The following is a 24,416-nucleotide window of genomic DNA, read 5'->3' as shown; positions in this document are numbered from 1 at the left end:
GCGGAGGAGGTGGGGACGGGACAGCTGGATGGAGATGGGGCGGGGCGGGGCCGAGCGGTCGCGTCGGCCGGTACGCCGCCGTAAGGGCTCGTACGCCCGCGCCCCCCGCTGTCCTAGTGCCGGTCGACGGTGAACTCGTCCGGCCCGTAGGGGTAGTAGGTCAGCGCCGAGGTGCCGGCCGAGGCGGCGCGGACCGTGGTCGTCGCCTTGGTCGCCGCGGTGGCGACCCGCGTCCCGTACACCCGGACATCCAGCGCCGCCTGGTCGAAGGCCGCCTCGTCCTGGACCGCCCGCACCGATTCGTCGGTCGGCCGTACCACGATGTCGCCCACGATCACGGCCTCGCGGATGTCCACGGTGAACGCCGTGCTGTTGACCTGCTCGGCGATTTCGGTGATGTACACACCGGACACCGTGTTGGGGGTGGTGACGGTCGCCGGCTGACCGCGGATGCCCCAGTCCGCGGTCTGGCTCTGGGCCAGCCGGTTCAGCACCGCCTGGGTCGGATGGCCGTGGAACTTCGGCCGCAGCCCGCTGCTGATCAGTGCTATCTCCGGGCGCAGCGTGGCCAGCGAGTAGACGTCCGTACTGGAATTGCTGCCGTGATGGCTGACCTTGAGCACCGTGCAGCATCCGGCGCTCTTCTGCTGGGGGCTGCCCGCGGCCGGAGTGACGGTCCTGGGGAAGTACGCCTCCAGCGCCGGGCCCAGTCTCGACTCGACATCGGCGTGACTGGAGGAGAACCACTTCTTGCCGGCTGTCGAGGCGGCGTTCGCACCGGTGTTGCCACCGGCCGCCTGGCCGTTGCCGGCGATGTCGCCCGCGGCGAAGAACCGGAAGGACCCGTATTCGATCATCACGATCATCGAGCGGTCGTTCTGGTCCAGGCCGGCCGGGTTGTCGATGTCCACGACCTTGCTCGTCACGGCGTCCCACACGCCCTGCGCGGAGCCGATCACATGCACGGTGATGGGCAGCGCCTTCGGACCGGTGCCGCCCTTGCCCAGGTCGATCTTGGTGGGCGCGGCGCCGGTGACCCCGCCCTTGTCCAGTACGTGGATCTGGGTGGGCGTCACGGTCGCGGCAGCGGCGGCGTCGAGATCCTTGAGCAGCACCTTGTAGTACAGCTCGCGGTCGCTCGGCTTGCGGGAGTCGTCCTTCGGCCGGTAGACCGCCGCGGGTCGGTAGTGGTCGACCATCTTCACCGGCGGCGGAACCGCCTTCTTCTTGCCCTTCTTCTTGGTCGGCTTCGGCGGCGGGGGCGGCACCGGGACCGCCTTCTTGTACACCGACCGCAGTCCGGCGGCGTGGTCGGCGTGGTGATGGCTGATCATCAGCGACAACTCGGGCACGTAGTCCGACGCGGCCGGCGCCACCCCCACCTGCCGCAGGTAGTCCTCGACGAAGCCGCCGTAGTCGCCGTCGCCCCCGTCGATCAGCAGCGCCTTGGTGACCGTCCCGTGCAGGTCCAGCTTCTGCTCGACCGCGAACGGCAGGAAGTCCATCGGCTCCGTCGGCGCCCCGGTCACCGCCGATACCTTGGCCTGGAGCTTGGGCACATCCCGGTTGACCACCAGGATCGCGTCACCCTGACTGATGTTGATGACATGGATTTCCAGGCTCGCGTTTGCCATGACCCCCCCAGGCGCTGCTTCGGCGTCCATCAGACTGACACAACATCAGCCGCCGGTCGGCCGTGTTCCCGGGATATTCCGCGCGCCCATGCATGATGTCTCAAACCCGCCCCACCCACCCCCCACCAGCCTCTTCGCCCCCACCAACGCCCCGCCGCACGCCCCGACGGCCCCGCGCCCCTCCCGAACCGGCCAACCAGCCGAACGGGCCGCCAGGACGTCGAGCGCGGCACACACGCCCGGGCCTGGGGCCGGCGAGGTCCAACCGGGGGCCCGTGCGGTCGGAGCACTAAGGTACGGACGAGTCAGTCGTGGCCGGGGTCCGAACCCGGCACGCACCGGGCGGGAGGGGAAGGCGTGGGGGAGACAGACACGCGCGGTGGCACAGCAGGAGAGCCCGCTGTGCGGTCCGCGGTGACGTCGGTCGTGGTGCACGCGTCGGGCGCGGTCTGCACGCGCCTTGCCAGGCTCGAACTGGCGCTGGGCGACGGCGCGGTGACCGTCCGGGTCCCGGGTCTGCCGCCGACCCTGGTCGAACACTCGCTGCGCGGCCGCGTGGTGTCCGGACCGCCCGGCCTGCGGGTGACGGACCTGCGCCTCGACTTCGGCGCGGTGCTCCGGCGTGCCGAGCAACTGCCGAGCCTCCGGCTGGACGTGGAGGACGCCGAGGACCGGGAGTCCCGGCTGCGCGACCGGCGGGACCGGCTGGCCACCGAGATCGAGGAGGTGGCCGGCTTCCGGGCCGAGCCCCCGCAGCCGCGTCGGGGCGACCCGCCGCGCTGGGCGCCGGTGGAGTCCATCCTCACGCTGGCCGGCTTTGTCGAGTCCCGACTCTCCTTGCTGCACCAGCGGTTGCGCACCGCCGAGGACGAACTGGCCGCGGCGGTCCATGATCTGGATGTTCGCCGGCACCGGCTCGACCAGGCGTCCAGCGCCCTGAGCACCGACCGGGCCGACCTGTCGGTGGCCGCGGTGCTGACGCTGACGCTGGCGCCGGGCGACGCGCCGGACCCGGCCGCCCCCGCCGACGAGGCGGGCGAAGCGGACACCGAGCCGCTCGCGCCGACCACGAGGACCGGCGAGGGCGCCGCCGATGCAGCAGGTGGGGTCGAATCCACCGCCGTCGCCGTGGAGTTGGAGTACCAGGTGGGCGGCGCCGCCTGGGCCCCCGTCTACCAGCTCCGGCTGGACGGGCGCAGCGGCGCCGGCACGCTCGTGCTGCGCGCCTGCGTCGCCCAGCGCACCGGCGAGGACTGGACCGGTGTACGGCTCGGGCTGTCCACCGCCGATCTGCTGCGCAGCCCCGGCCTGCCGGAGCTGCGGGCCCTGCGCATCGACCGCAGCCAGCAGGGGCCCGAGGCGTCCAGTTGGCGGGAACCCCCGGCGGGGCTGAAGGAGTTGTTCGCGGGCTACGACGCCGCCACCGTCTCCCGACCGCCGGCGCTGCCGGCGCCGCGATTCGGCGGGCGATCGACGGGGTCGGCTCCCGTGCCACCGCCGCTGGAGCCGGGATCGGCCCCGCCCGCTCCGGGGGGTGCTCCCCTGGAGGAGCGGTTCCGCCACACCGCGGTGCCGCTGGCCGCGCCGATACCCATGGCGTCGTCGGTGCTCGGGCCCGGCGAGCCCAGCCCCCGCCGGGCCATGCACAAGCGCATGATCGCCGCGTCCGACAGCGCGCCGCTGACCGATGCCGCCCCGGCGCCGCCGGCCCTGGCCGCCGACCTGCTGGACTACGCGCGTCTGACGATGACCGGCCCCGACGCGGCCGAGGGACGCGGCACGCTGCGCCCCGGATCCACCGGCCTTCCCCCGTTCGTCGGCGAATACCGGCGGCTGGCCGACACCGTGGCCCGGCTGCCCCGTCCGGCGCACGTCGTCGATGTGCGGGCGTCGGCGGGCTCGTTCGACTACCGCTTCGACACCGCGGCGCCGGTCGATGTCGGGGCCGACGGTCACTGGCACACGGTGCCGGTCGGCGAGGTGCGGGTCAGCACCGAGTTCGAGTACGTCTGCGTCCCGTCGGTGGACCCCTCGGTCTTCGGCACCGTCCTGGTGACCAACAGCTCCCGGCACGCGCTGCTGGCCGGACCGGTCGATGTGCTGATCGACGGCGACTTCGTCCTGACCGCAGCCCTGCCGACGCTCGCGCCCGGCCAGCGGCAGGCGGTCGGTGTGGGCGTGGCCGAGAGCGTCAAAGCGGCGCGGCGCACCCACATGCGCGAGTCCACCGCGGGGCTGCGGGGCGGTACGACCGTTCTCGACCACACCGTGGAGGTGGAGCTCGCCAACCGGCTGCCGTACCCGGTGCTGGTCGAAGTACGCGAGCGCGTACCGGTGTCGGCGGACAAGGATGTCCGTATCGAGGAGCACGCGGCCCGACCGCCCTGGGCGGAGCCCGGTCAGCCGCTGGACGGCCAGGAGGACACGTACGTCCGTGGCGCCCGGATCTGGCGCGTCGCGCTGGAACCGGGCCGGACGACCACGCTGACCGGAGGGTTCGACGTCCGCTTCCCGGTCGGGAAAGCCGCCGTCGGCGGGAACAGGAGGAACTGAACGATGGCCGTGACCCGCCCGTCCGCCGAATCCGCGCCGGTCCCGACGACCGAGGACCCGTACGCCTTGCCCGTCACCGCGGTGACCTGCATGGAGGACCGCGCCCAGATCGAACGCACCGGGCTCGTCCAACTCGTCGCCGGGGTGGGGCGGTTGCGCATCGGGCCGGTCACTCCGCTGACCGTGGACCGTTCGCTGCGCGCCGAGTTCCCCGCCGGTGACGGGCCACCGGGCACCGGGTTCAGCGAACCGGCCTCCGATACACCGCGGATGACCGGCGCCCGGGTGCTCGATGCCCGGGTGGTGCGGATGTACACGCCCACGCCGCCGGGCGAACCGGGCCGGGACGCCTCCGGGCTGCGCCGCGAAGTGCACGCGTTGGAGCGGGAGATCGAGGACGCGCGGCAGCTGCGGCAGCGGCTGGACAACTCCCTGGCGGTGATCGGACAGGCCAAGGCCGACCTGTACCGCGACATCGTGCAGGGCGCCGGAGCCGGCGACGCCGACCCCGAGCGCTGGACGGACCGGCTGGAACGGATCGAGCAGGCGGCCGAGCCGCGGATCGAGGAGGCGGACCGGCTGCGCCGGCGCGTACACGACCTGGAGGAGGAACTCCTCGAAGCGCGGCAGGCGCTCACCGCCGTGGAGAGCGAGCCGCAGCAGCTGACCGCCTTCGTCGATCTGGTGATCGAGGCCGAAAGGGCCGGTCCGGCGGAGCTGCGGGTGACCAATCTGGTGCCGTGCGCGCTGTGGCGGCCCGCCTACCGGGCGACGCTCGCCGCCGACCGGCGGTCCGTGCTGCTGGAGACCGACGCCTTCGTCTGGCAGGACACCGGCGAGGACTGGAGCGGGGTGCGGCTGTCGCTGTCCACCGCCCGGCCCACGCTGGCCGCGAGCCCCCCGGCGCTGACCGAGGACGTACTCACGCTGCGGGAGCGGTCCTCGGAGGAACGCCGCACGGTCGAGGTGGACCTGCGCGAGGAGGAGATCCGGACCGTCGGCGGCGAGTCGGCCGCCGAAACGGTCGGGGCCGCCGCGCTGCCCGGGCTGCAGGACGGCGGCGCGGTGCGCGTGCTGACGGCTCCCCGTCCGGTCGACATCCCCTCCGACCGGCGCCCGCACCGGGTGCCTCTGTCGTCCTTCAGCGCGCCGTGCCAGGTGGAGAACATGTGTGTGCCGGAGCTGTCGCCGCTGGTGGCCGCCACCGCGCGGTTCGCCAACTCCGCCGGCCATGTGCTGCTGGCCGGGCCGGTGGAGCTGGTGCGCGGCGGCGGTTTCGTCGGGCGCGGCGAGCTGGCGTTCGCGGGTCTGGGCGAGGAGGTGCGGCTGGCATTCGGCAGCGAGGACACCTTCCGGGTGGTGCGCCATCTCGAAGAGAGCCGCGAGACCGCGGGGCTCGCCGGTATCAACCAGCGCACGGTCATCACCCGGCGGCTGCGGCTGTTCGTGTCCCGGCTCGACGCTCCCGAGCCGGGCGGCGAGGTGGAGCTGGTGATCCGTGAGCGCGTCCCCGTCTCCGAGGTCTCCGCGGTGGAGGTGCGGGTCCGTACCGAGTCCTCGGTGCCGGCGCCGGACGAGGTGGACGCGGACGGCATGGTCCGCTACCGCCTGCGCCTGGGCCCGGGGGAGCGGCGCGAGATCGGCCTGGTCTACGACCTCACCGCGTCGAGCGGCGTCACCGGCCTGTGAGGTCGCGGGGCGCCGCGGCGCCGGCGGTGGGCCCCGCCGTTCCGCCCGGCGGCAAGGGCGGAACGGCGGGGCCAGCGGGGATGGCGAGGACGGCCGGCGGGACTTCCGGTCAGAACTGGACGTCCGCGCAGGAGTAGAAGGCGTTGGCCGTGTCGGCGATCGTCCAGACGCCGACGATGAGTTGCTTGCCCGTGCGGCCGGTGGGGATGGTGCCCTGGTGGGTCACGGTGGTCGGGGGCTGCGCGCCGTTGTACGCGACCTTGAGGAACGGGGTGGTGTTGAGCGCCGCGCGGGTGAGCGGCTTCGTCGGGTCGTAGCCGGCCTTGGTGAGGTAGTACGAGAAGTCGGTCGTGGAGTGCTGGGCGGTCAGCTTCCAGGTGAAGGTGTAGCTCTGGCCGCCGGTCAGGTGGGTGGCCGGCCAGGCGCCGCCCCGGGGGTCGTCGAGCTGGGCGAAGCGGGCGTTGGCGCCACTGCAGATCTTGCCGTCGGCCGGGCCGGCGGCGGGAAAGCCCTTGGGGCCTTCGACGCTCTGCGGCTCGTACTGGATGTCGCCGCAGTTCTTCACCGTGCCGGCGGCGCACAGGGCCGCCCGGCTGGGCGGGGTGCTGATGTAGCCGTGGCTGCTCGCACTCCCGGTGGCCAGGACGAACGAGCCGGCGACTCCGAGGCCGATCACGGCCGCGCTGATTTTTTTGCGCATGACGGACTCCTGGGAACGTGGGGTATTCCGCGGATGTGTCTGCGAGGCGGCGGTGACGGGGCGTCGAGAACCACAGGTGCGAGACGTCCGGCGTGGCCGCCAGGTCTAGACCAACTCTCACCTTAGTGGGGTCTGTTGGGCATGTCCACATCAGAAACGCGGCGGCTGTCGGGCTACGGGGACGCGAGCGCCGGCCCCGCGGCTCCTCCGTGCGCTCAGCCCTGGGCCGTCGGCCGGACGACGATCTCGTTGACGTCGACGTCGGCGGGCTGCTCGATCGCGAACCGGATGGCCCGGGCCACCGCCTCCGCCGGAATGGCGATCTCGTCCTTCCGCGCGTTCATGCGCGCGCGGAGGTCGGGGTCCGGCACCGAGGCGATGAAGTCGGTGGTCACGAAGCCCGGCGAGACCATCGAGACCCGGACCGAGGAACCGGCCTCCTGCCGCAGGCCCTCGGTGAGGGTGCGGGCGGCGGCTTTGGACGCCGAGTAGACCGCCTGCCCGGGGACCGTCTTGTAGGCGGCGGTCGAGACGGTGTGCACGAACTGGCCGTACCCCTGCTGCCGGAAGACGGGTAGGGCCGCCGCGACGCCGTACAGGAGACCCTTCACGTTGACGTCGATCATCGCGTCCCAGTCGTCGACCCGCAGGTCGTCAAGGGGCGAGACCGGTCCGACGCCGGCGTTGCCGACGAGGACGTCCAGCCGTCCGAAGCTGTCCTGGGCGAGGGCCACCAGGGCGGCCGGGCCCTCGCGGCGGCGGACGTCGACAGCCGTGAACGCGATGTCGCAGCCCTCGTCGCGGAGTTCACCGGCCAGGGCGGCGAGCCGCTCCTCGCGGCGGGCGCCGAGTACCAGCTTCGCCCCGCCGCGTGCCAGCAGGCGGGCGGTGGCGGCGCCGATGCCGCTGCTCGCGCCCGTGATCGCCACGACCTTGCCTTCGATGCCGTCCATCTCCCTGATGCCCTTGATTCCCAAGATGCCTCCGGTGCCTCCGGTGCTCGACATGGCCGAGCCTCCGTTCTTCTAGAATCACACAAGCGGACTTGTGTCCGGTATGGATGAACGGTAACGGACACGCGTCCGGATAAGCAAATGGGCCGGTCCCGGCCCGGATCGGAGGCCTCGGATGACGCAGCCACGCCAGCGCGCGACACGCTCGGACGCCCAGGACAACCGCGCCCGCATCATCGAGATCGCGCGCACGACCTTCACCGGCGCCCCCGACGCGACACTGCAGTCGATCGCCAAGGCGGCCGGCGTCGGCCAGGGGACGATGTACCGGCACTTCCCGAACCGCGAAGCCCTGCTGCTCGCCGTCTACCGGCAGGACGTCGAGGCACTCATCGACGCCGCCCCGCGCCTGTTGGACGAACACGAGCCCCTGGAGGCGCTGCACCTGTGGTTCGGCCGGCTCGCCGCTTACGGCCGCATCAAGCAGGGCGCGGCCCTGGCCGTCGAGGCTGCCACCCGCGCGGATCTCGGAAGCCGGTACTACGGGCCGGTCGTCACCGCGCTGGACCGGCTGCTCGCCGCCGGCAAGGCCGCCGGGCGGCTCCGGGCGGACGCCGGCGCCGACGAGGTCCTGCTGCTGGTGTCGTTCCTGTGGAAGGCCGACAGCGGACCGGACTGGCAGGAGCGGACCGGGCACATGCTCGCCATCGTCATCGACGGACTGCGCGCCGGCGCGGGCCGCTGAGAGCGCGGGGCCGTCTGTGCGCGCGGACGCGCGCGCCGCCGGGTCGGCCGATCCGCGCAGTGGCGGCCCCGGCCCCGGCCGAAGGCCGGGGCGTGCGCGTATCCCTCGACACGCACTGAACGGAACTGTATCGTTCCGGAACTAGAGGGTCCGTCAATTATGTCGGGAGCCGCGATGCCTGTCAGCCGTTCACTGCCTCCTTCCCCCGCAGCCCGGTCCGATCCGGCTTCGGAAAGGAGCCGTGGCGGCCGCTCCCGCGACACCTCGCGCGATGACGTCCTGCGTCGGGCCGCTCTCGACCTGGTGATGGAGATCGGCTACGACCGCATGACGATGGACGCGGTGGCGGCTCGGGCGGGGGCGGGCAAGGCGACGGTGTACCGCCGCTGGTCCAACAAGGCGGAGTTGGTGGGCGACGCGCTGGCGCAGCAGCACATCGACGGCGAGGTGCCCGACACCGGGTCGCTGCGGGGGGACCTGGCGGCGCTCGGCGGCTACCTGTTCTCCGGTCAGGACCCTGTCGACAAGGCCCGGCTGATCACCGGGATGGCCTCGGCCCTGCTGGTCGACACGGAGCTGCGCCGAGCCTTCGAGACGCTCACCCCGCCGACCGAGCGAGCCGTGGCGACCGTCGTCGACCGGGCGGTGGCCCGTGGCGAGATCGCCGCCCCGGCCGATCCGGCGCTGCTGGCCGCGATCCTGCCGGCGTTGGGCCTCCACCGGCTGATCTTCACGGGCGGCGGCCCGGACCCCGACTACGCGGCCGCCGTGATCGAGAACGTGCTGCTTCCGGCCCTGTTGGCCTCGGCCGTGTCGGCCTCGCCCCCGCCGGAATCGTCTGCGCCGTAGCCGCGCGGGTCGGCCCGTCCGGCTCATCACGGCCCGGCGCCGGCAGCTCATCTCAGGAGGAAGAGGTCTGCGTGTCCCACAACGACAGCCAAAACACCGCTGAAAGCCCTGACAGCCCGGAATCCCGAGGCCCTTCGGACGACGACCGGCGCCCCGGCGGCCCGGCGGCCTTTGCCGGTCGAACGGTCTCCCGCATCGGCTACGGAGCCATGCAGCTGTCTCGCCTGGGCGGTGATCCCGATCAGGCGACCGGACTCCTGCGTCGCGCTGTCGAACTCGGAATCGATCATTTCGACACGGCTCAGTTCTACGGGGACGGCCTCGTCAACGACCTGATCCGCGAAGCCCTCCGGGCCGAAGACGACGTCCTCGTATCGAGCAAGATCGGCGCGGACGCCGATCCCGGCGGACCTGTCCATCTCCGACTCGCTCAGCGACCTGAGGAACTCCGTGCCAGCGTGGAGGACAACCTCAAGGGCCTGGGAGTCGAGCAGGTCGCCGTCATGAACCTTCGACGCCCGGACGACCGCCCGGGACTGCGGGGCGAGGGCGACCAGGCCGTCGACCTCGACGATCAGCTCGCCGCGATGACGGCGATGCGCGACGAGGGCAAGATCGGCGCGATCGGGCTGAGCAACATCACCCTCGACGGACTGCGCCGGGCGATCCCGGCCGGCATCGTCTGTGTGCAGAACGCTTACAGCCTCGTCGACAGGCGCGACGAGGCCCTTGTCTCCCTGTGCCTGACGGAAGGCATTGCCTGGGTGCCGTTCTTCCCGCTCGGCAGCGCGGTTCCCGGTCTGCCCAAGGTCGCGGAACAACCCGCCGTCCGAGCCGCGGCCGAAGCGCTCGGGCACTCGCCGTCCCAGGTCGGCCTGGCCTGGCTGCTTCACCACGCCCCCCACGTGCTCCTCATCCCCGGGACCACCGACGTCGAGCACCTCGAGTCCAACGTCACCGCCGGCTCCGTCCACCTCGATGACGCCGTGCTGACCGCCCTCGACGGCATATCCGCCATCTGACGTCCCGCACTGCTACGCCCGGGCCGGGCTCATGGGCCATGTCGACGCCGCCGTGACAACGCCATAGAATCCCTGTTCGCGCTCCCGCAAAGAACGTCCTCGACCGCCGTCCGGCCACCCGGGAGGACCTCCGCACGGCGATCACCACCCGGATCGAGCGCACCAGCCACCGGCGCCGCCGTCGCCGCCGACGACTCCGGCTGAACCGCTGACCCCCGTCGACTTCGAGACGACCGTGAAGCGCCACCGCCCCCCGGCGGCATGAAACCCCGCTGTCACCGATCCGTGCACCGGTCCCGGCCGTTCGCGCCCGGCGTCCGGTGCCCGCCCCTGGTGGCATTCAGTCAGGAGGTAGCGATGCGACCCACGTTCCCGCTCAGCACACCCCGCCACCTTGACAACGAGCCCGAAGCCGAGGCCCTGCTCGCGCAGGCGCCGGTCGTCCTCGCGACGATGGGTACGAGTGACGTCTGGCTCGCCCTTTCCCACAAGGCGGTGCGCCAGGTTCTCAGCGACAGCCGGTTCAGCCGGGAGGCAGCCACGCTTCCGGGCGGCCCGATGAAACTGTCCGTCGCCGCCGACCCGTTACTCGTCACCAGCTTGGAGGGCGAGCGCCACGGCCGTCTGCGCAAGCTGATGTCCCAGGCGTTCAGCCCACGCATGATCGATGAGCTCGAGCCACGTGTGCAATCCATTGTGGACTCCTTGCTCGACTCCCTCGATCCAACGGCGGATCTGGTGGCAGGTCTCTGCGCTCCCCTGCCGTTGATGGTCATCTGCGAGCTGCTCGGCGTGCCCTACTCCGAGGCGGAGGCCATCCGCGGCTGGACCAGGCGGCTGTTCGTCACGGACATCACTCCGGACGAACTGCGGGCCGCACAGGGCGAGATGCAGGGCTGGCTCGCCGATCTGGTGCGCCAGAAGCGGGCGAACCCGGACGACGCGTTGATCTCGGCGATGGTCGCCGCCAACGACGAGGGCGACCAGCTCACCGAACCCGAGCTGCTGGCCAACCTCGAGGGCCTGCTGATCGCCGGCCATGAGACGACCGTCAACCAGCTGGGCAACTCGTTGCTGACCCTGCTGCGGCACCCGGACCAACTCGCGCTGCTGCAGTCGTCACCGGACCTGATCGGACCGGCGGTCGAGGAACTACTGCGCTACAGCAGGCTTTTCACCTCGGCTGAGCTCCGGGTCACGACCGAGCCCGTCCAGCTGGAGGGCACTCAACTGGACGCGGGCGAACCGGTGCTGCCGGTCATCGTCGCGGCCAACCGCGACCCCGGGGTGTACCCGGATCCCGGCCGCTTCGACATCACGCGCGAAGGACCGGCGGCGCACGTCGCCTTCGGGCACGGGCCGCACTTCTGCCTCGGCGCACAGCTGGCCCGCCGGGAGATGCGGGTGGCGATCGGGTCCGTGGTGAAGCGGTATCCGGGACTGCGCCTCGCCGTTGACGAGTCCGAGCTCACCTACGTGCCGGAACTGGTCTTCCGCGGCCTGCGGGCGTTGCCGGTCACTTGGTGATCCGCGGTCTGCGGGACCAGCCGGATCCGACCTGGGAGTGATGGACGGGCTCACCTTTCGGTCCGGGCGGTGACCGTGCCCCGGGGGCCGGTCACCGCGGGCCCGACCTCGCCGGCCGGCGTGCGGTCTGCTCACAGGTGGGCGGCCAGGAAGTCCCCGAGCGCGGTCCTGGACATCGGACCACTGCTGGTCGCCGTCGCCTCGCCCCGGTCGATCAGCACGAAGAAGGGCGCGCCGGTGACGCCGTACCGCTGTACCGGCCCGGGGCACCTGGCGATGTCGGCCCGCATCACGATCAGGCGGCCCTGGTAGGCGTCCGCCGCCTCGCCCACCAGGGGATCCATTTCCCTGCAGGCTGCCGCCGCCTTGGGCCACACACCGTGGAAGTAGGCGAGCACCGGGACGTCCGCCCTCGCCAGGATGAACTCGAACTCGGCGTTCTCCTGGGGTTGATGGACTCTGTTTGCCATCGGCACTCCTTGGCGTTGCACTCGATGCGAAGTGGCGGGCGCGCCTCCTCGCGGCGCCCGGCCGCGGCGGCGCGTCCCGCCCGTCAGCGGGCCCTGCGCACCTGGGCGGCCTTGCGGGCCTCCGCCATCATGCGCGCCTCCACGGCCCTGCGGGATTCCTTCGGCGGGCGGCCCGCGCGGGTGCCCAGCCCCCGGAACGCCGCGTTGCCGGTCTTCGTACCGTCTTGCACCGGCGGGCGCTTCGCGCCGGTGATGCCGGTCAGTTTCTCCTCGCCGGAGCGCACCTGGGTGACCGTGGGCCGGATCCCGGCGTCCGCCATCATCCGGTTCACGTCCCGGCGCTGGCCGGGCGTGACCAGCGTGACGACCCTGCCGGACTCTCCGGCACGCGCGGTGCGCCCGCCGCGGTGGAGGTAGTCCTTGGGGTCGGCGGGCGGATCCACATTGACGACGAGGTCCAGGTGCTCGACGTGGATGCCGCGGGCGGCGACGTTGGTGGCCACCAGCACCGAGATCTCGCCGTCCTTGAACTGGGCCAGCGTGTGGGTGCGCTGCGGCTGCGACTTCCCGCTGTGCAGCGCGCCCGCCCGTATACCGCTGCCCCGCAGATGACGGGTGAACTGGTCCACAGCGTGTTTGGTGTCCAGGAACATCAGCACCCGCCCGTCCCGGGCGGCGATCTCGGTGGCCGTCGCGTACTTGTCGGCGGGATGGACGTTCAGCAGATGGTGCTCCATCGTCGTGACCGAGGCCTCCGCCGGGTCGACCGACGCGAATACCGGCTCACGCAGATAGCGCCTGACCAGCTGATCGACGTTGCGGTCGAGCGTCGCGGAGAACAGCATCCGCTGGCCCCCGGGGGGCATCAGGTCCAAGATCTCCGAGACCTGCGGCAGGAATCCCAGGTCGCACATCTGGTCCGCCTCGTCCAGCACCGCGATCCGCACCCGGTCCAGGTGGCAGTCCCGCCGGGCGACGAGGTCGGCCAGCCGTCCAGGCGTGGCCACCACGACCTCGGCACCCGCCCGGAGCGCCGCCACCTGCCGGTTGACCGACAGCCCGCCGACCACGGTCGCCGAGCGGAGGCCGAGCGCCTCCGCGTACGGGGCCAGCGCCTCGCTCACCTGCTGCGCGAGTTCCCTCGTCGGCACCAGGACCACCGCGAGGGGACGCTTCGGTTCGGCGGGCCGGCCCGCCGTACGTACCAGCAGCGCGAGCCCGAAGGCGAGGGTCTTTCCCGATCCGGTCCGCGCGCGGCCGAGGACGTCCCGGCCGGCCAGCGCGCTCGGCAGGGTGGCCGCCTGGATCGGGAAGGGCTCGCGTACCCCGAGTCCCGCCAGCACCCCCATCAGCTCGGCCGGCAGTTCCAGCTCCGCGAAGGACCCGGCCGGCGGGAGTCCGGGCACCACCGTCCCCGGCACCGAGAGCTCGCCCCGGGGGGTGCTGCCCAGGTCGGGCCGGCCCGGTCCGGAGCGGCCGGAGGCCGGCTGCTTCGCGCTCATGGGGGTCCTTCCTGGGCCGGATGCCCCGAACGGACCCGGGCCCGTACCTTGTCCGGCACGGGCCCGGGCTGTTTGCGAGCGTCCTCCGACTTTACCAGCGCGAGCCCCGCCCCGGCCGGTCCGGCCGCACCGCTAGCCGATGCCCAGGACAGGCAGGCACTCCTCGACGCCGGTCAGCTCGATGTCGTCCCGGCGGACCCGCTCCCAGGCGTCCCGAGTGAGCCGCCACCGCTGGATCCGCGCGGGCTCGCCGCGGCGGGTGTCCCAGTCCGTGCCGTTCGGCTGGTAGCCCAGGCTTCGGGAGACGCGGTTGGACGCCTCATTGTCGACGAAGGCGTCGCTGCCGGCTTCGCGTGCTCCCAGCCCGGCGAAGGCCAGCTCCAGGACCGCCGCCCGCATTTCCTTGCCGAGCCCCTGTCCGCGGCTGCCGGGGGCCAGCCACGAGAAGCTGGACACCGTCCCGAACCGGCCGAAGTCCGTGCCGATGAGATCCTGCATCCCGACGGGTTCGCCGTCCAGGAGCACGGCGAAGTACAGCCGCCACGCATCCGGGCTCACGCGGGCGCGGCCGGCCCAGATGGCACGCAGCCATCTCCATTCGCGTTCGGGGCTGTCGGCGTAGAACGAGATCGGGTCGTCGAACGGCCACGGCTCGGCGTCGGCGACCCCGGCCCGCACCAGCGGCACGAGACGCTCCAGCAGTTCGTCGGACGCACCGGCCAACGTCAGGCGCGGCGTGCGGACTTCGACGTTCAGCGGGGGATAGGTGTGGGCCACGCCGGGACAGTAGCCAGCCCGCCCGGCCGCCGCATCAGGTTTTCCCCAGGTCACGGTGACGAGCGGGCGCCGGTGGGGCTGGTGTTCACCGATCCTGCGTTGAACACCGTCAATCCCGGTGCGGCGGCCCCTGGTTTTCGAGCGGATCAAGGAGCCTGCGACGCACATATCCGCCGGTGGGCATCCGCCTAAGCTGGGCCGTCATGAGCTATATCTTCGAGGTGGAAGGCGACTGGGTGTGGACCCCGGCCAACAGGCCCGGCCGGCTCTACGTCGGCATGGCGGACGCCGCCGCCGCGGTGCTGGGCCTGCCCACCGGACTGGAGACGGACAGCGGAGACACCTACGAGATCGACGTTCCTGCTTTCGGCGCCTTCGTGGGTGGGATGCTCACCCTCCGCGCGTCGAGCGGTCACCTGTATCTGAACATGATGCTGGACGGCATCCTGCCGCTGTCGGTGGCGATCCTCTACCGGGCCGGCGGCTCCCTGTCGCCCGCCACCCCGGACGAGCGAGACCTGCTCGTCAGGATCCGCGCGATGGATCTGCCGATGACCGGCGCATAGGACCGGACACCGGGTCGGACAGGCACCTTTCCGCCGGAGCGGCCCCCCGACGCGCCAATTGCCTTCGGTGCCGACAGCCCGGCATGGCAGGGTCCAGCCGAAGCCGTTCCCGACCGGGACGGCGCCCGGCTGGAAGGGCGGCCCACCAGGTGCCCACGGCCACCGATCAGCCGAAGAGGAGGTCGACGTCCTTCTCGACGCAGAGCCGAAGGACAACCACCAACTGGTCGACGGTCTGGATGCGTCGTTGGAGAATCGGATCGTTGCCGCTCCCGTTCCTGTGACGAGCGATCTCTTCCAGACGCGGCAGGATGGCAGCGCACTGGACAGGAGAGAGGTCTCCCTCGTCGTCCGGGTGATCGAGGAACGGTGCCAGAGTGGTGTCGACGTCGCTCCAGGGGCGCTGTCCGCCGAAGCCGATCATCCCGGAGAGGTCGAACCCCTCGGCCAGCGCCAGCCATCGCCGGAAGTCCCCGAAGCCGTTGTAGGACCAGGAGATGTCCGCGCTGGTGATGTCTCCGTCGTCCGGGAACAGATTGAGCCCCACCACGTCCTCCTCGGCCACCGAGTACGCAGCATCATCCGCGCTGCGGGGCGGTGGCAACTGAAATGATCTCCGTGTGGCTGGTGCGATCACCGGTGCGGAGCCTTCCTGGACACCCCGCCGGGCCCGTTCGCAGACGAAGTCACGCAGTTGCGAGGGCGTGAAGCGAGTGGTGAGCACGTCGTTGGGGGCCGGCCCGGCACGGGTCGCACCGGGTCGCTTCGGCGAATCGCTGTCACAGCCGAGTCCGGCGGCCGCGGTCCGCTCCTCGACCCCTACGATCGCTCGGTCCTGCCCGGCCCCGGAGGCGATCCTCCCGGAGGTCAGTGGGGAACACTCCGGCTCGCGGTTTGCGCGAGGACGAGGTCATGAAATCGGTCCCATTGGGAGCCAACGCCCCCGCCATACCCGATCTGACCTGGTGCCTTCCGAGGATTCACCTAGGCTGAGCAGCTGTGCCGTACACGTTCGGAGGGGGACTTCGTGATGAGTGACGCCAGCAAGTACGACACCACCCGAGCCACCGAGCTGCGCGGGATGGAGGCCATTCGGAAGCGGCCCGGAATGTGGGTGGGCTCGACCGATGGACGCGGCCTGCACCAAGTGGTGTTCGAGGTTGTGGGCCGGGCGGTGAACGAGGTCCTGGCCGGCTGCGCCGGTTCCGTCGACGTCACCCTCACGCCCGACGGTGGAGTGCGGGTCGCCGACGACGGACCGGGTGTCCCCGTCGAGGCCGCCGGCGACAGCGAAGGTCCCTGTCTGGAAGCCCTGTTGACTCGGCTGCACGCCGGGGTGGAGTCCGGGGGCCGCAACGTGGTCGCCATGGGTCGGGCCGTCACCGTCGAGCCCAGTATCACCAATGCCCTGTCGAGTCGCCTGACGGCCGAGGTTCGGCGCGACGGGGCCCGCTGGGTCCAGGAGTACGCGCGCGGGGTCGCGCTCATGCCACCCGCGAGGGTGGGGACGGCAGCGCGCAGCGGGACCGTCATCACCTTCCAGCCGGACCCCGACATCTTCGGGACCATCGAGTGCTCTTTCGCCGTGCTGGCGGAACACTTCAGGGAGCTGGCTTTCCTGAACCGGCGCCTGGACATCTCGCTGACCGACGTGCGGGCCTCCGGCGAGCCCCGATCGGTTCGCTTCCGGTTCCCGGGTGGAGTGCGGGACTTCGTCGCCTTCCTCGACGCACATGTGAGGACGCCCCTCCACCCTGACGTCATTGCCTTTGACATGGAGGACGAGCGGATGGAGGGAGCCGCGGAGGTCGCCCTGCGGTGGTGCACCTCCCGCGAGGAGCGGGTCCGCGGCTTCGCCAACAGCCGGCCCACCCACGGGGGCGGATCACACGTGGTCGGCTTTCTCGACGGGGTATCCGGCGCGGTCAACGAGTACGCCCGGAAGCGGCAGCTCCTGACGTCGGCAGACCCCCACCTCAGCCTCGAACGGATCAGTGAGGGCCTGACGGCGGTCGTGTCGGTGAAGCTGCACCGTCCCCAGTACGAGGGCGCCACCCACGGGATACTGGGCAACACCGCCGTGCACACCTGCGTCGGGGAAGCCGTCCGGCAGCGTCTCGGCGCATGGCTGGAGAACCACCCGGAGCAGGCCGCAGCCGTCCTCGGCCGGATCATCCGTGGCGCCGGCCGGGACTGAGCGGCGGCTGGACCGCCCCGCTGCCTTGCGGGAGACAGGTGGCGGAATGCTGAGCCAGGCTCGTCGTGAGTGTCGCGGCGCTGGTGATCGGGAAGCGCCGGAAACGCGCCGGGCCTGGCCGTCACCGGCAGGTGTCGGACGAGACGGGCACGGCGAACCAAGTCGTGCCCGATAAAGACGCGGTTACCTGGCATGGGAAGGAAATCGCTATACTTGCCGGACTCGGTGCGTTTCACCCGATTCACCGGAGCGCTTACCGGTCCATCATCTGATGACTGGGCAGGCGGCGGGCAGCCGGTTCGCGCGACGTCGGTGTGCTTCGGGTCGTGGGTGCCTCGGACGATGGGCGCGGGTAGCGTGAAACTGGGCGTGGCGATCCTGACCATGGGCACTAGGCCGGACGAACTGATCAGGCTGCTGGCCTCGATTGCGGCGCAGAGTGTCCCGGTGGCGCGGACCGTGGTGGTCGCCAATGGCTGCCGACTGCCGGAACTGCCGCATTGGGTGGAGACAGTGGAGCTGCCGGACAACCTCGGGGTCACCGGCGGCCGGAATGCCGCCCTCGGCCGGCTGCGGGACCTTGATTTGGTGCTCGATCTGGACGACGACGGCCTGCTGGTCGCCGACGACGTGGTCGAGCGGATCGCCGCGCTGTACGCGCGGCATGGGCGGCTGGGGATTGTCGGCTTCCGGATCGTGGACGAGACGGGGACGACCCAGCGCCGCCACGTCCCCCGCCTGGGAGCCGCCAGTCCTCTGCGCGGCGGCTACGTGACGGGCTTCCTCGGCGGGGCGCATGTCCTGTCGACCAGGATGCTGGAGGATGTCGGCGACTGGCCGGATCAGTTCTTCTTCGGCCACGAGGAGACCGACATGGCCTGGCGGGCGGTGAACGCGGGGTGGCGAGTGCTGTACGAGCCGGGGCTTGTGCTCCAGCACCCGAGGACCTCACCCACCCGGCACGCCTTCTTCCACCGGTTGAACGCCCGCAACCGGGTCTACTTGGCCCGCCGGCACCTGCCGGCGCCACTGGTACCAGTCTATCTGGGCACCTGGGTGGCACTCACGCTGGCCCGCACCCGCACGGCCGCTGGGCTGAGGGCGTGGTTCGGCAGGTTCGCGGAAGGCTGGCGCACACCCTGCGGACCCCGCCGGCCGATGCGCTGGCACACCGTGTGGGCACTGACCCGCCTGGGCCGTCCCCCCCGTGGTGTGACCGGTCGCAGCTTCGACGAGCCTCCACGCCGGGACCGCCTGCACACGTCTGCTGTTGCATGTCCGGGACGGCGGGCACCCCGTGGACGCCGGTCTGTACGGGACATACACCGAGCGCTGCGCCGATCAACCGGACGGCAGCCTCAACGCCGCCGAGGCGGTGCCCTCTCAGAGAGCGACTCGGCTCAGGGTGGCTGCCGACCCCGAGGTCACCTGGGCGGTTGCAGTCGGTTGGAACCATTCTGGGAATCATCCGCGATAGGGCTGCCGCAAGGCCGACGAAAGCCGTGTCTCGTATTCGCCCGCCGCACGGCCGGCGGATTCGGCCCTACTTCTTCTTCTCGGGCTCGCCCGCTCGCTCCCAGAAGCCGTGATGGCGCCTGCACAGCCCTTGACGGGCTGCACCGTAGCGGCAGTCGGCGACCCCCGGGCCGTCAGTTCGATCCTGCGAACCGGACCGGGGCCGGGATCGGCGGCGTCCAGGACGGCCATGGCGCGGGAGCGGCCTCCCTCGCCGGACCAGGGGTCCGCCCAGTGGTTTCCCCTGGGGTCCCGGGGCGGGGCGGGCGGGGAGAGTGGCTCGCGTACCCAGGGCTGAAAGAAGGCGAATCCCCATGTCCAACCTGCTGCGCATCCATCTTGTCCGCGGCCTTGCCGCGATCGCCTGGGCGGTGGGCTTCGCCACCGTGCGCGATTCCCTGTCCGCCGCGTCGGTCGTGCTGCTCATCGCCTATCCGCTGATCGACGTGGCGGCCTCACTGCTCGACGCGCGGGACGCTTCCGGCACCCCGGCCCGGACGCTTCAGCTGGTCAACACCGCGCTCAGCGCGGTGGCGGCCGTGGGCCTGGGCGTCGCGGCCGTCAGCGGCCAGGCCGCGGTGCTGTGCGCCTTCGGGGTCTGGGCCGTCGTCTCCGGCGCGGCGCAGTTCACGGTCGCGCTGCGCCGCCGGGGCTCCGAACTGGGCGGGCAGTGGCCGATGCTGATCGCCGGCGCGCTGTCGGTGATCGCGGGGGCGACGTACCTCGTCGCGGCGGCGGGGGAGCACCCGGACCTCGATGCCCTGATCACCTATACGGCCGCCGGCGGCACCTTCTTCGTCCTCCAGGCCGCGGCGTCCGCGTGGCGGCGGCGCCGGACGCGGGGCCTCCCGGCCTGAGCGAGCCCGCCGCCAGGGCTGCGCCGGGCCGAGACCCCGGTCGCCGAGATCCCCGCCGCGGCCGCGGCCCCAAGGACCCGCCGTCAGACCGCAGCACCCCCGAGCCGTGCGGCACCCCGCCCGGCCGGCCGACCATGCTCGAAACGTAGAGGGGACAATGAAACCACCACTCGTAGCCCTGATGTCCGCGCTGGCATTGTCCGTGCTGCTCCCCGTATCGGCGGGCGCCGTCACCCCGTCGCCGAAGCCGGCCGCGCACCCCGCTCAACACGGCTGCGCCCAGCCGCACGTCGCCGCCCCGGCCGGCGCCGTGGTCGAGTCCGTGACGGCCTCCCATCAGCCGGGCGGCACCGTGACCTTCCCCGCCGTACCGCCCCTGCCGGCCCCGCCCCCGGCGGAGGACGTCCCCGCGTACTGCGACATCACCGTCACCTTGACCCACCCGGGCGCCCACGACTACGAGCACCTCAGGATCTGGCTGCCGGACACCGGGTGGACCGGGCGCTTCCAGGCGGTCGGCGGCAGCGCCTACGCCGCGGGCGACTTCGGGTCCGGACTGGCCGCCGCGATCAAAGGCGGCTACGCCGCCGCGACGACCGACGCGGGCGTCACCCCGGCGTATCTGGATGTCGGCGCATGGGCGCTGGATCCCGACGGCACGGTGAACAAGCCCCTGCTCAAGGACTTCGCCTCCCGGTCCCAGCACGATCTGGCGGTCGTCGGCAAGGAAGTGACCGCCGAGGTGTACGGCCGCCCGGTCGGCTACTCCTACTTCAACGGCTGCTCGACCGGTGGCCGGCAGGGCTACATGGAGGCCCAGCGGTACGCCGGCGACTACGACGGCATCCTCGCCGACGCTCCCGGCACGAACTGGGACGAGTTCGAGGTGGCGACCCTGTGGCCGCAGGTGGTGATGAACCAGGAGCACACCTTCCCCACCTCCTGCGAGTTCAGCGCGTTCACCGACGCCGCGGTGAAGGCCTGTGACACGCTCGACGGAGCCCCCGACGGCCTGATCGCCGAGCCCGAGAACTGCGCCTTCGATCCCCGTCGGCTCATCGGCAGGACCGTCGTGTGCGACGGCGAAACGCTGCGGATCTCGGCGGCCGACGCCGAGGTCGTGCGGAAGATCTGGGACGGACCGACGAGTCCGTCTGGCAGGAGACTCTGGTACGGGATCCCGGTCGGAGCGAGCTTCGACGGGCTGGCCGGCACCCGGACGAACAGCGACGGCACCCGGTCCGGCACACCCTTCGACGTACCGGCCATCTGGGTCTCGACCTTTGTGGCGCACCAGCCCGCGTTCGACACCTCCGCCATCACGTACCGTCGGTTCGCGGAGATCTTCCGTCAGTCGCAGGAGCAGTACGACGGTGTCATCGGCACCGACGACCCGGACCTGTCCGCCTTCCGCGAGGCCGGCGGCAAGCTGCTCACTTACCACGGGGACGCCGACCAGTACATCCCCACGCAGGGGACCGTCGACTACCGCCGGCGGGTCGACCGGCTCATGGGCGGGACGAAGAAGGTCGACGACTTCTACCGGCTGTTCCTGGCGCCGGGTGTCGGCCACTGCGGCGAGAGCGGTACCGGTCCCGTGCCGACCGACCCGTTGGGCGCCCTGACGAACTGGGTGGAGCACGGCAAGGCGCCGGACACGCTGCCCGCCGCGACCACCGACGCCACCGGCCGGACGATCAGCCGTGACCTCTGCCGCTACCCGCTGATCTCCCGCTACGACGGGCACGGGGACCCGGCGGCGGCCACCAGCTACCGGTGCGCCGCTGCCTGAACCCCCGGGCGGAAACCGGCCGGCACCGGGCAGGACGGGGTGGCGGCTCCGGGCATACGGAGCCGCCACCCCGTCCGAGCCGTGCGCGACGAGCACTCGCGCCGCCGCACCAAGGGCGCTTGCGCACCAAGGGCGCGGCTGACCGGAGGGACTCCGCCGGTCGACTGATCTACGCTGGATCCTCCGCTGTGCCAGGTGGCCGGACGGCTCGCCCGGGGGAAGAGGATCGTGGACGTGGTGCGCACGAGGACCGGGGGCTTCGAGCTGCGCGGGCGCCGGCGGGAGCGGGACACGCTCGACCGCCTGCTGCGCGACGTACGCGACGGGCAGAGTCGTGTGCTGATCCTGCGGGGAGAGGCGGGCACCGGCAAGACCGCTCTGCTCGACTACCTGATCGAACGCGCACCGGCCGGCCGGGTGACCCGCACCGCGGGAGTCGAGCCGGAGTCCGAGATCGCGTACGCGGCGCTGCAACAGCTCTGCGCGCCGCTGATGGACCACCTCGACCCGTTGCCGGAGCCGCAGCGGCGCGCACTGTCCGTCGCCTTCGGGCTGACCGCCGGCGACCCGCCGGGAGCGCTGCTCATCGGCCTGGCCGTGCTCGGCCTGTTCGCCGAGGCCGCCGCGCGCGGACCCCTGGTCTGCGTGGTGGACGACGTGCAGTGGATCGACCGGATGTCCGAGGTCATCCTCACCTTCCTGGCGCGTCGGCTCGACGCCGAGTCGGTCGCCCTGGTGCTGGCGGCGCGCAGCCCGGGGGACGAGCAGGTGCTCACCGGCCTGCCGGAGCTGCGTGTCGGGGGGCTGCCCGACACGGACGCGCGCGCCCTGCTGGACACCGTGCTGACCGGGCCGGTCGACGCCCGGGTACGCGACCGGATCGTCGCCGAGACGCGCGGCAATCCGCTGGCGCTGATCGAGCTGCCGCGGGGCCTCACCCCGACCCAGCTGGCCTTCGGCTTCGGCGCGCGGAGCGCCGCGCCGCTGACCAGCCGGGTCGAGGAGGGCTTCCAGCGGCGGATCGCGGCCCTGCCCGCCGACACCCGCCGCCTGCTGCTCACCGCCGCCGTCGAGCCGGTCGGCGATGTGACCTTGCTGTGGCGCGCGCTCGACCGGCAGGGCATCGGACCGGAGGCCGTCGCGCCCGCCGAGGCCGCCGAGCTGATCGAGCTCGGCACCCGGGTCCGCTTCCGGCATCCGCTGGTGCGTTCCGCCGCGTGGCGGTCGGCCGGAGCGGCCCAACTGCGCGCGGCGCACGCCGCGCTCGCCGAGGTGACCGACGCGGAGCACGATCCCGACCGCCGCGCCTGGCACCGGGCGCATGCGGCGGTCGGACCCGACGAGGAGGTGGCCGGCGAACTCGAGCAGTCGGCCGACCGGGCCCTGGCCCGCGGCGGCCGCTACGCCGCGGCGAGTTTCCTGCAACGGGCCGCCGAACTGACCTCCGACCCGAGACGACGGGCCGCGCTGGCCCTCGCCGCCGCGCACGCCCGCTTCGCTGCCGGGTCCCCGGCCCTGGTGCCGGACCTGCTGGCCGCGGCCGAGCTGGGCCCGCTCGACGTACTCCAGCGGGCCGGCCTGGAGCGGCTGCGGGCCCAGGTCGCCTTCGCGCTCGATCCCGGACGGGGAGCCGGCCCGCCGCTGCTCGCGGCCGCCCGCCGGCTGGAGAGCCTGGATCCCGCGACCGCCAGGGAGACGTATCTGTCCGCGCTGGGCGCGGCCGTGCACGCCGGCCGGCTGGGCGGCGACCTGCGCCGGACGGCCGAGGCGTCCCGGGCGGTGCCGGCCGGCGAGGACGCGGCCGGTCTGCTGCTGACCGGGCTGGCGGACTGGAGCCTGGACGGGTACGCGCCGGCGGCGCCGACGCTGCGCCGGGCGCTGGAAGCGCTCACCTCGGACGAAGACCCGGGCCTGCTGTGGCTGGCCGGACCGGTGGCGCACGAGGTGTGGCAGAACGCGATCTGGCAGCGGCTCACCGAGCGGGCAGTGGAGTCCGCCCGCGCCACCGGGGCGCTGTCCCTGCTGCCCACCGCGCTGGTCTTCCGCGCCGGGGCGCTGGTCTTCGCCGGCCGGTTCGCCGACGCGTCGGACCTGCTCGACGAGGCCGACAGCCTGGAGCGGGCCACCGGCCTCGCCGCGCGCCCCTCCGCCCTGCTGACGCTGGCCGCCCACCGCGGCCGGGAACTGCCGGCGCTGGAGCTGATCGAGGCGACGGTCAAGGACGCCGAGGCACGTGGTGAGGGCCGGCTGCTCGGCCTGGCCGGCTATGCCAAGGCGGTGCTGTTCAACGGGCTGGGCCGCTATGCGGCGGCACTGGAGGCCGCCCGGCAGGCCACCGAGTACGAGGACCTCGCCCTCTGCAACTGGACGCTCGGCGAGCTGGTCGAGGCGGCGGCGCGCGCCGGGGAGCCCGCCGTCGCGGCGCGGGCGCGCGACCGACTGGCGGAGCGGACCGCGACCGCCGGGACGGACTGGGCCATGGGCGTCCAACGCCTCGCTGACGCGCTCGCCGGTCCGCCGGGACAGGCCGAGGAGCACTACCGCGAGGCCGTCGAGCGCTTGTCCTCCGAACGGCTCGGACTGCCGCTGGCCCGGACCCGCCTGCTCTACGGCGAGTGGCTGCGCCGGGAGAACCGCCGGGGCGACGCCCGAGCCCAACTTCGGCTCGCCCACCAGGAGTTCAGCACGATGGGCGCGGAGGGGTTCGCCGAGCGGGCCGGCCGGGAGCTGGCCGCCACCGGTGAGACCGTCAGCAAGCGGGTGCCGGGAGCGCGCGAGGAACTCACCCCGCAGGAACTGCAGATCGCCCGGCTGGCGATGGGCGGCCGGACCAATCCCGAGATCGGCGCCGTGATGTTCCTCAGCCCGCGCACCGTCGAATGGCATCTGCGCAAGCTCTTCATCAAGCTGGGCATCGGCTCGCGCCGCGAGCTCGCCGCGGCGCTGCTCGACCGGTGACCCCAGGGGCGGCGCCAGGGAGTCTCCCTGGGTCGACGGCCCGCTCCCTCAGCGATCGTTGGTCCCGGATGCCGGACGGCATCCGGGACCAACGACGAGAAGGGACACCG

The 24,416-nt window shown here is 72.3% G+C and carries 18 protein-coding genes and 1 pseudogene; 12 read left to right on the top strand and 7 right to left on the bottom strand.

What is annotated here, in order from left to right:
* Positions 1-113 precede the first annotated feature (113 nt).
* Positions 114-1,634: a ComEC/Rec2 family competence protein gene (locus tag ACFO3J_RS17730; RefSeq protein ID WP_386430408.1), complete on the bottom strand. Its 1,521-nt coding sequence runs from the start codon at positions 1,632-1,634 to the stop codon at positions 114-116.
* Between the two features lie 402 nt (positions 1,635-2,036).
* Between ACFO3J_RS17730 and ACFO3J_RS17725 the strand changes: the two genes are divergently transcribed.
* Both ACFO3J_RS17725 and ACFO3J_RS17720 read left to right on the top strand, forming a co-directional pair.
* Positions 2,037-4,187, top strand: coding sequence for a DUF4139 domain-containing protein (locus ACFO3J_RS17725; RefSeq protein WP_386430407.1), 2,151 nt, complete (start codon positions 2,037-2,039; stop codon positions 4,185-4,187).
* Positions 4,188-4,190: 3 nt separating this feature from the next.
* Positions 4,191-5,876: a mucoidy inhibitor MuiA family protein gene (locus tag ACFO3J_RS17720; protein WP_386430406.1), complete on the top strand. Its 1,686-nt coding sequence runs from the start codon at positions 4,191-4,193 to the stop codon at positions 5,874-5,876.
* 109 nt (positions 5,877-5,985) lie between these two features.
* Here ACFO3J_RS17720 and ACFO3J_RS17715 read toward each other — a convergent pair whose 3' ends face one another.
* Positions 5,986-6,576: a lytic polysaccharide monooxygenase auxiliary activity family 9 protein gene (locus tag ACFO3J_RS17715; RefSeq protein ID WP_386430405.1), complete on the bottom strand. Its 591-nt coding sequence runs from the start codon at positions 6,574-6,576 to the stop codon at positions 5,986-5,988.
* Between the two features lie 215 nt (positions 6,577-6,791).
* Positions 6,792-7,529 (bottom strand): SDR family oxidoreductase, encoded by a 738-nt coding sequence (locus ACFO3J_RS17710; RefSeq protein WP_386430506.1) that lies wholly within the window; start codon positions 7,527-7,529, stop codon positions 6,792-6,794.
* A gap of 175 nt (positions 7,530-7,704) precedes the next feature.
* Between ACFO3J_RS17710 and ACFO3J_RS17705 the strand changes: the two genes are divergently transcribed.
* The 4 genes from ACFO3J_RS17705 to ACFO3J_RS17690 all read left to right on the top strand — a co-directional run bounded on the left by ACFO3J_RS17705 (position 7,705) and on the right by ACFO3J_RS17690 (position 11,672).
* On the top strand, positions 7,705-8,274 hold the full coding sequence (locus ACFO3J_RS17705) for a TetR/AcrR family transcriptional regulator (RefSeq protein ID WP_386430404.1): 570 nt from the start codon (positions 7,705-7,707) through the stop codon (positions 8,272-8,274).
* Positions 8,275-8,448: 174 nt separating this feature from the next.
* On the top strand, positions 8,449-9,123 hold the full coding sequence (locus ACFO3J_RS17700; RefSeq protein WP_386430403.1) for a TetR/AcrR family transcriptional regulator: 675 nt from the start codon (positions 8,449-8,451) through the stop codon (positions 9,121-9,123).
* A 71-nt stretch (positions 9,124-9,194) separates the two neighbouring features.
* Positions 9,195-10,145 (top strand): aldo/keto reductase, encoded by a 951-nt coding sequence (locus ACFO3J_RS17695; protein ID WP_386430402.1) that lies wholly within the window; start codon positions 9,195-9,197, stop codon positions 10,143-10,145.
* A 357-nt stretch (positions 10,146-10,502) separates the two neighbouring features.
* Positions 10,503-11,672 carry a cytochrome P450 gene (locus tag ACFO3J_RS17690; RefSeq protein WP_386430401.1) on the top strand — a complete coding sequence of 390 codons (1,170 nt, stop codon included), beginning with the start codon at positions 10,503-10,505 and terminating at the stop codon, positions 11,670-11,672.
* Between the two features lie 131 nt (positions 11,673-11,803).
* Here the strand turns inward: ACFO3J_RS17690 and ACFO3J_RS17685 are convergent, their stop codons facing one another.
* From ACFO3J_RS17685 to ACFO3J_RS17675, 3 genes are all read right to left on the bottom strand, one after another.
* On the bottom strand, positions 11,804-12,142 hold the full coding sequence (locus ACFO3J_RS17685; RefSeq protein ID WP_386430400.1) for a thioredoxin family protein: 339 nt from the start codon (positions 12,140-12,142) through the stop codon (positions 11,804-11,806).
* Between the two features lie 83 nt (positions 12,143-12,225).
* The gene (locus ACFO3J_RS17680; RefSeq protein ID WP_386430399.1) at positions 12,226-13,644 is read right to left on the bottom strand and encodes a DEAD/DEAH box helicase; all 1,419 of its coding nucleotides are present in this window, start codon (positions 13,642-13,644) and stop codon (positions 12,226-12,228) included.
* A 132-nt stretch (positions 13,645-13,776) separates the two neighbouring features.
* Positions 13,777-14,421 (bottom strand): GNAT family N-acetyltransferase, encoded by a 645-nt coding sequence (locus ACFO3J_RS17675; protein ID WP_386430398.1) that lies wholly within the window; start codon positions 14,419-14,421, stop codon positions 13,777-13,779.
* A 203-nt stretch (positions 14,422-14,624) separates the two neighbouring features.
* Between ACFO3J_RS17675 and ACFO3J_RS17670 the strand changes: the two genes are divergently transcribed.
* Complete coding sequence (locus ACFO3J_RS17670) at positions 14,625-14,987, top strand: DUF6086 family protein (protein WP_386430397.1); 363 nt, start codon at positions 14,625-14,627, stop codon at positions 14,985-14,987.
* Between the two features lie 166 nt (positions 14,988-15,153).
* Here ACFO3J_RS17670 and ACFO3J_RS17665 read toward each other — a convergent pair whose 3' ends face one another.
* Positions 15,154-15,552 (bottom strand): hypothetical protein, encoded by a 399-nt coding sequence (locus ACFO3J_RS17665; RefSeq protein ID WP_386430396.1) that lies wholly within the window; start codon positions 15,550-15,552, stop codon positions 15,154-15,156.
* A gap of 465 nt (positions 15,553-16,017) precedes the next feature.
* Here ACFO3J_RS17665 and ACFO3J_RS17660 point away from each other — a divergent pair, with 465 nt between their 5' ends.
* From ACFO3J_RS17660 to ACFO3J_RS17640, 5 genes and pseudogenes are all read left to right on the top strand, one after another.
* On the top strand, positions 16,018-17,184 hold the full coding sequence (locus ACFO3J_RS17660; RefSeq protein WP_386430395.1) for a DNA gyrase subunit B: 1,167 nt from the start codon (positions 16,018-16,020) through the stop codon (positions 17,182-17,184).
* A gap of 342 nt (positions 17,185-17,526) precedes the next feature.
* Positions 17,527-18,390, top strand: a pseudogene (locus ACFO3J_RS17655) (glycosyltransferase family 2 protein); the annotation flags it as partial.
* Positions 18,391-19,013: 623 nt separating this feature from the next.
* Positions 19,014-19,556, top strand: coding sequence for a DUF308 domain-containing protein (locus ACFO3J_RS17650; RefSeq protein WP_386430394.1), 543 nt, complete (start codon positions 19,014-19,016; stop codon positions 19,554-19,556).
* 157 nt (positions 19,557-19,713) lie between these two features.
* Complete coding sequence (locus ACFO3J_RS17645) at positions 19,714-21,348, top strand: tannase/feruloyl esterase family alpha/beta hydrolase (RefSeq protein ID WP_386430393.1); 1,635 nt, start codon at positions 19,714-19,716, stop codon at positions 21,346-21,348.
* Positions 21,349-21,582: 234 nt separating this feature from the next.
* On the top strand, positions 21,583-24,306 hold the full coding sequence (locus ACFO3J_RS17640) for an AAA family ATPase (RefSeq protein ID WP_386430392.1): 2,724 nt from the start codon (positions 21,583-21,585) through the stop codon (positions 24,304-24,306).
* Positions 24,307-24,416 lie beyond the last annotated feature (110 nt).

Source organism: Streptomyces polygonati (assembly GCF_042650325.1).
Lineage (GTDB): Bacteria > Actinomycetota > Actinomycetes > Streptomycetales > Streptomycetaceae > Actinacidiphila > Actinacidiphila polygonati.
Note: the sequence above shows the minus strand (reverse complement) of the source record. Positions and strands in the feature narration are given on the sequence as shown.